Genomic DNA, 5403 nt, shown 5'->3' on the forward strand with positions numbered 1-5403 from the left:
GCCCGTGGCCGCCGCGCAGGCGCTCGCGCGGCCCGCGACGGCGTCCGTCCACCGAGCGGGCCATTCGGGCGGTCTCGCCGGCGACATCGGCCCGATGACCTGGATCGCAGTCTCGCTCACGGCGGGCGCCTGCCTGGTGACCGCCCTCACCCGACGCGCGGCGCGCGGGCATCGCCGGCACCGCGGGCCCGGGCCGCCGGTGGCGGTGGGCACCTCGTCGGTTGTTCCACCGGCCCGCGCCGCGAAACGGCTAGGCGCGCGGCCGCGCCAAGCCGTGCCTAGGCGCCAAGCCGTGCCTGCTCAGCCCGACCCGCCGGAGGTCTCCGACGGGTGGCGTCGGCGCAGCGATGCGCGCAACCTGGCGGCCAACGTCGCGTCCGAGCCGGTGGCAGCGGACCCAACGGAAACGGAGGAGTACGGCGTCGTGGAACTCGACTCCGACCGCTTCGACACCAGGCGGACAGACAGGTCGTCCGGTGGCGCGGCGCCCCGGGCGGACGGGGAGTCGGCCCCGTGGGGCTCGGCGGCGGGCCGCGAGGCGTCCCGGTCCGGTGACCCGTACGGCGGGTGAACCGCGGGGGGTCCGGCCGTCCCCGAGGGGTACACGTCCGAGTCGTAGGGCGCGGTCACCGTCCAGGCGGCGACGAACAGCGTCCAGCGCATCACGATGTTGATCCAGATGAGCAGCCCGACGATGACCGCGAACGTGCCGTAGACCGGATTGCCGGTGGTCTTGCCGACCAGCCAGGTCCCCACGACCTTGAGGATCTCCAGCCCGACCGCACCGAGGACGGCACCGCGCGCCGAGCGGGTCCGGTCAGTCTGTCCGGGCAACCGCCAGAACAGGTAGAGGAACACCGCAGTATCGATCGCGAGGGCGACGAGCAGGGCGAAAATGCCGGTGACCCACGCGGCGGCCGTGCTGCCGGACAGCCCGATCCAGTCCAGGAACGTCCCGGTAGCCGAGGTCGACAGGCTGGTGACCACGAGGGAGGCCAGGAGCGTCAGTCCCAGGCCGGCGAGGACGGTGATGTCACGCAACCGCCGCATGATGATGTTGCCGACGTCGATGTCCTGGTGCCAGACCAGTCGCAGGGCGTCTCGCAGCGCGTCGATCCAGGCGAGGCCGGCGAGCAGCAACCCGAGCACACCGATGATGCCGACGCCGACCTTGGCGTTGCCGATCGACGTGACGTCGAGCCTGTCCGACAACCCCGGCAGGTAGTCGTTGATCTGCTTGGTCAGGCTGTCCTGCGCGTCGGGGTAGGCGTCGACCACGAATCCCGTGACCGCGAAGGCGAGCGCGACGATCGGGAAGAACGACAGGAAGGCGAAGTACGTCGCCGACGCCGCCAGCCGGTCCCCGCCGTCGGTCGTGTACCGGGAGTACGCCCGGATAATGTGGTCGATAAAGGGACGTTTCGCCCTTACCGCGCTGGCGGTGTCGGAAACCGTGCCGACGCCGGCCCGAACCGCCTCACGAGGTCTTGTCACACCCGTCGATGTCCCCCCGACGACGCCTGGTCATTCCCGTGAACCGGGACCGGCGCGGCGCGCTGCGTCGTCCTTCGGTTCCCACTCGTCCCCCTGCTGACCGAACGGGTAGAAGCGTAGCTGCCGCCAGCGGAGGTCGGCTCCTCGTTCGTAGAGGCCGAACCCGCGCACCTCGAACTGTGCCTGGTAGTCGGCCAGTTCCTCGTAGGCGCGGTCGAGGCCGTCCTCGGCGATGTCGTGCGCCACCGTGACATGCGGGTGGTAGGCGAAGTTCAGCGGCCGGTCCAACGGGCCGGACCGCACCGCCGCCGCCAGCGTCGCGCAGCGGGCCGCACCAGCGACGAGAGCGACGAAGACTACGGGTGACAGTGGACGGAACGTCCCCGAGCCCCGCAGACGAATCGTGAACGGAGCGTTCGGCGGGGCGATATGCGCCAAATGACGCTCGATCGCCGGCAGGTCGGCCAGTCTGACCGTCGTCGGCCCGAGCAGGGTGACATGCGGAACGATGAGGGCGGCATTGGGATCCCCGAGCCGCTCCCGCCAGTCCTGGAGTTCGGTCCGGTAGGGCTCCGGAATGCCGATCGCGACGCCGATGTCGGCCAGGTCCACCGCGTCGACCGGACGGGCCGGATCCGCCGCGCGCACGGCGGCGCCTGGTTCCAGCGACCTTTCGCTCATGCGCGACCGGCACCGTGGCACGCGCGGCGCCCGCGACATCCAAGCCGCAGATCGTGACTCTCGGTACTCGCAGGCACGCCATCACCGGGTCGGTGACCGGCCGTCGGGGTCGGTGTCGCCGAGGAAAGCATGCCGACATCATGGCCCACGGACCCCGCTTGTCTCCCGCGGACCAGAAGACCGCGACCCGCTCACCCGCAGATCCGGCCAAATCCGCGACAACCCGCCATATGGATCGGACGGATCGCGGGAGGATCCCGGCAAGTACCACCGCTGGACGCCGGCCGTCCGGCGCGCCGCGGTCCGGTCACGGCGCGGGATTCACCACCTGGGGGCGGGCCTGCGCCACCACGTCATCCGACAGGGGTGGCCACACCTCGCGCGCCCAGTCCCCGAAGTCCCGATCACACAAAGTGACGCACGCGAGCCGGGCGACCGGATCCACCCACAGGAACGTGCCGGCCTGGCCGAAGTGACCAAAGGTCGTCGGGGCGTTCGCGCGGCCGGTCCAGTGCGGGTTCTTGCTCCCGCGGAGCTCGAATCCCAGCCCCCAGTCGTTCGGGTCCTGGCGGCCGAAGCCCGGCAGGACGCCGGCCAGCCCCGGGAAGGCGACCGAGGTCGCGGCGGCCGACGTCGCGGCCGACAGGAGGGTGGGGGCGAGCAGCTCGGCAGCGAAACTACGCAGATCGGCCAGGGTCGCCGTCACCCCGGCGGCCGCCGAACCGGTGAGGCTGGCCCGCCGCATCCCCAGCGGCTCGAACACGGCCTCGGCAAGATAGTCGGCGAAGGCGATCCCCGTCGCCCCGGTGACCACCTCGGCCAGCACGTCGAAGCCGGCGTTGGAGTAGATCCGGCGGGTGCCCGGCGCGGCGATGACCTTGTCGCCCTCGAACGCCAGCCCGGAGGCGTGGGCGAGCAGGTGCGCCACGGTGGACGACTCGGGTCCGGCCGGGTCGGCCAGCTCGATCGCGCCCTCCTCCACGGCGATGAGCACCGCGTAGGCGCTGAGCAACTTCGACACCGACGCAAGCCGAAACGGATGATCGTCCGGTCCCGTCCGGGCGAGCTCCCGGACCGTCCCGGCGGCGGGAGCATCGTCAAGGCCGAGGACCGTGACCGCCGCCGTCCTGACCGGCCACTGCGAAACCTGCACCAGTGCGTCCACGCCACGCACTGTACGAACTCCGCCGCCGGGCCGTGGTCCCCAACGGACCCGGACGGATCCGGACGGATCCGACCGGGCGACGCGCGGGCCCACGGCAGGCATCGGGGGCACCGGCGTACCGTCCCGTGGTCGGCTGCGAGACTGGCGGGCGTGCAGACCCCGTCCTCAGCGTCCACCCCGTCCGGCCCACGCCCCATCCCGGCGGGACCAGCGAAGGACATCGACACCATCACGACGGCGACCCCGATCGTGCGCGTCGACGAGTTGGCGGATCTGCCCGACCGCACGATCGACGTACTCATCGTCGGCGGCGGTCCGGCCGGCTGCGCGGCGGCGCTGGCGGCGCTGCGGGAACGCCCCGAGGCCAGCGTCGTCATCGCGGACGCCGCCGTGTTCCCGCGGGACAAGACCTGCGGCGACGGCATCGCCCCGCACGGCCTGGACGTGCTGCGCGACCTCGGCGTCACCGACGCCGTCGCCGGCTACCAGCCGGTCGACCGGATGCGGCTGCGCACGCCGGGTGGCGCCGAGGTGGCCACCCCGTCGGCGCGAGCCAGCTACGTGGTCCCGCGGGAAGTCTTCGACGCCCGCCTCGTGGCCGCGGCCTGTGCTCGCGGCGCCCACCTGGTGCAACGTCGAGTGCGGACCCTGGAGCTCACCGACCGGCCGCGGCTCGACGGGCGGGGGCGCGAACCGGTCGTTGTCGTCAACGGCGCGATGACGGCCCGGGTCGTGATCGGCGCGGACGGCGCGAACTCGGTCGTGCGGCGCGGGCTGAAGCTGGCCGCGAACCCGCCGGAAGCCATGGCGATCGCGGTGCGGGCGTATGCCGACCTCCCCGCCGACGAGCATCCGCTCGAGCAGTTCATCCACATGACCGACGACGGCTGGCCGGCCTACGCGTGGTCGTTCCCGATCGGCGACGGCCGGGCGAACATCGGCTACGGCATGCTGCGCTCCCGCCTGACCGGCGGCGACGACGGGACCAGCGCGAAGACGGTTCTGCACCGCACCCTGGCCCGGATGCTGCCGCAGACGCCGGCGGACCCGACCACGCTGCGGGCCCACCACCTGCCGCTGTCGACCCATCGGCCGCGCCAGCCCAACGGCCCGGTTCTCCTTGCCGGCGACGCCGCCTCGCTGATCAATCCGCTGACCGGAGAGGGCATCTACTACGCCCTGCTGTCCGGCTCCCTGGCCGGGCAGGCGGCGCTCGGGGGGGCGAACCCCGCCGGCGCCGGCCGACGCTACCGGCGCTCGCTCGACGCCGAGCTCGGTCGACACCTGCGGCACACCGCGCTGCTCGCCGGGCTCGTCGGCAGGCGTCGCACGATGATGGACGCCGCGGTGCGGGCCGCCCGCACCCGTACCGAGCTCTACGACTCCCTCGTCGAGATCGGGCTCGGCCGGGGCACGATCCCGGCCAGTTCTCTCACCCGGCTCGCCGTTCGGCGCACCATGTCCGGACGGCGCTGACCGCGGCCACCGCCGTCATGGCCCCAGGTAGGGCACCGTGGAGGTGAGCGTGATCACCGACGCCCCGAGCAGCACCAGGATCACGGTGTCGAACGCCCGCCCGCGCACGGCGAGCAGGCCGACCCGCCGCGTCGGCAAGGTAAGGCGGGCGAGTCCCGCCAGGGCCAGCACAACCCCGACCACCAGCATTCCGCGGCGCCACCGGTCCTGGTAGACGAGCGTCAACCCGATCACGACACCGACCAGCACCGACGCGAACACCATCTCGCGCCGCAGCCACCTGACGATCCCGGACCAGCCGGCTCCGGACGCGCCGGCCGCCGCGGGCGCGGCGGACCCGGCAGTCCGACCCGGTTCCCTGCGTGCATCCGGCCCCTGGGGTGTACTGGGTCCCACCAGAGCTCCGGGCCCCACCAGAGCTCCGGGCCCCACCAGAGGGCCGGGCCCCGCGAGAGCGCCGGGCCCGGCGAGCGCATCAGGCCCGACATCGGCATCAGGCCTCGAGGCCACGGGGGCCGCCAGCCGTCCGCGATCCGCGGCGGCGTCGGACGCCCAGGCAGGTGCGGGCAGCCCTGTCGGATCCGGCC

General features: G+C 73.0%; 5 protein-coding genes. 1 reads left to right on the forward strand and 4 read right to left on the reverse strand.

What is annotated here, in order from left to right; translation table 11 throughout:
• Positions 1-300 precede the first annotated feature (300 nt).
• From ND748_RS24305 to ND748_RS24315, 3 genes are all read right to left on the reverse strand, one after another.
• Positions 301-1494 carry a YihY/virulence factor BrkB family protein gene (locus ND748_RS24305; RefSeq protein ID WP_251748287.1) on the reverse strand — a complete coding sequence of 398 codons (1194 nt, stop codon included), beginning with the start codon at positions 1492-1494 and terminating at the stop codon, positions 301-303.
• 30 nt (positions 1495-1524) lie between these two features.
• Entirely contained in the window at positions 1525-2175 is a 651-nt protein-coding gene (locus ND748_RS24310; protein ID WP_251748288.1) for a 2'-5' RNA ligase family protein, read from the reverse strand.
• Between the two features lie 307 nt (positions 2176-2482).
• Positions 2483-3340 (reverse strand): serine hydrolase domain-containing protein, encoded by an 858-nt coding sequence (locus ND748_RS24315; protein ID WP_251748290.1) that lies wholly within the window; start codon positions 3338-3340, stop codon positions 2483-2485.
• Between the two features lie 150 nt (positions 3341-3490).
• On the opposite strand from ND748_RS24315, the gene ND748_RS24320 reads away from it, so the two are divergent.
• On the forward strand, positions 3491-4816 hold the full coding sequence (locus ND748_RS24320; protein ID WP_251748291.1) for an NAD(P)/FAD-dependent oxidoreductase: 1326 nt from the start codon (positions 3491-3493) through the stop codon (positions 4814-4816).
• Between the two features lie 15 nt (positions 4817-4831).
• Here the strand turns inward: ND748_RS24320 and ND748_RS24325 are convergent, their stop codons facing one another.
• Positions 4832-5080 (reverse strand): DUF3017 domain-containing protein, encoded by a 249-nt coding sequence (locus ND748_RS24325; protein WP_251748292.1) that lies wholly within the window; start codon positions 5078-5080, stop codon positions 4832-4834.
• Between the last annotated feature and the right edge of the window lie 323 nt (positions 5081-5403).

The sequence above is a fragment of the Frankia sp. AiPs1 genome, assembly GCF_023716945.1.
In the GTDB taxonomy this organism is placed as follows: domain Bacteria; phylum Actinomycetota; class Actinomycetes; order Frankiales; family Frankiaceae; genus Frankia.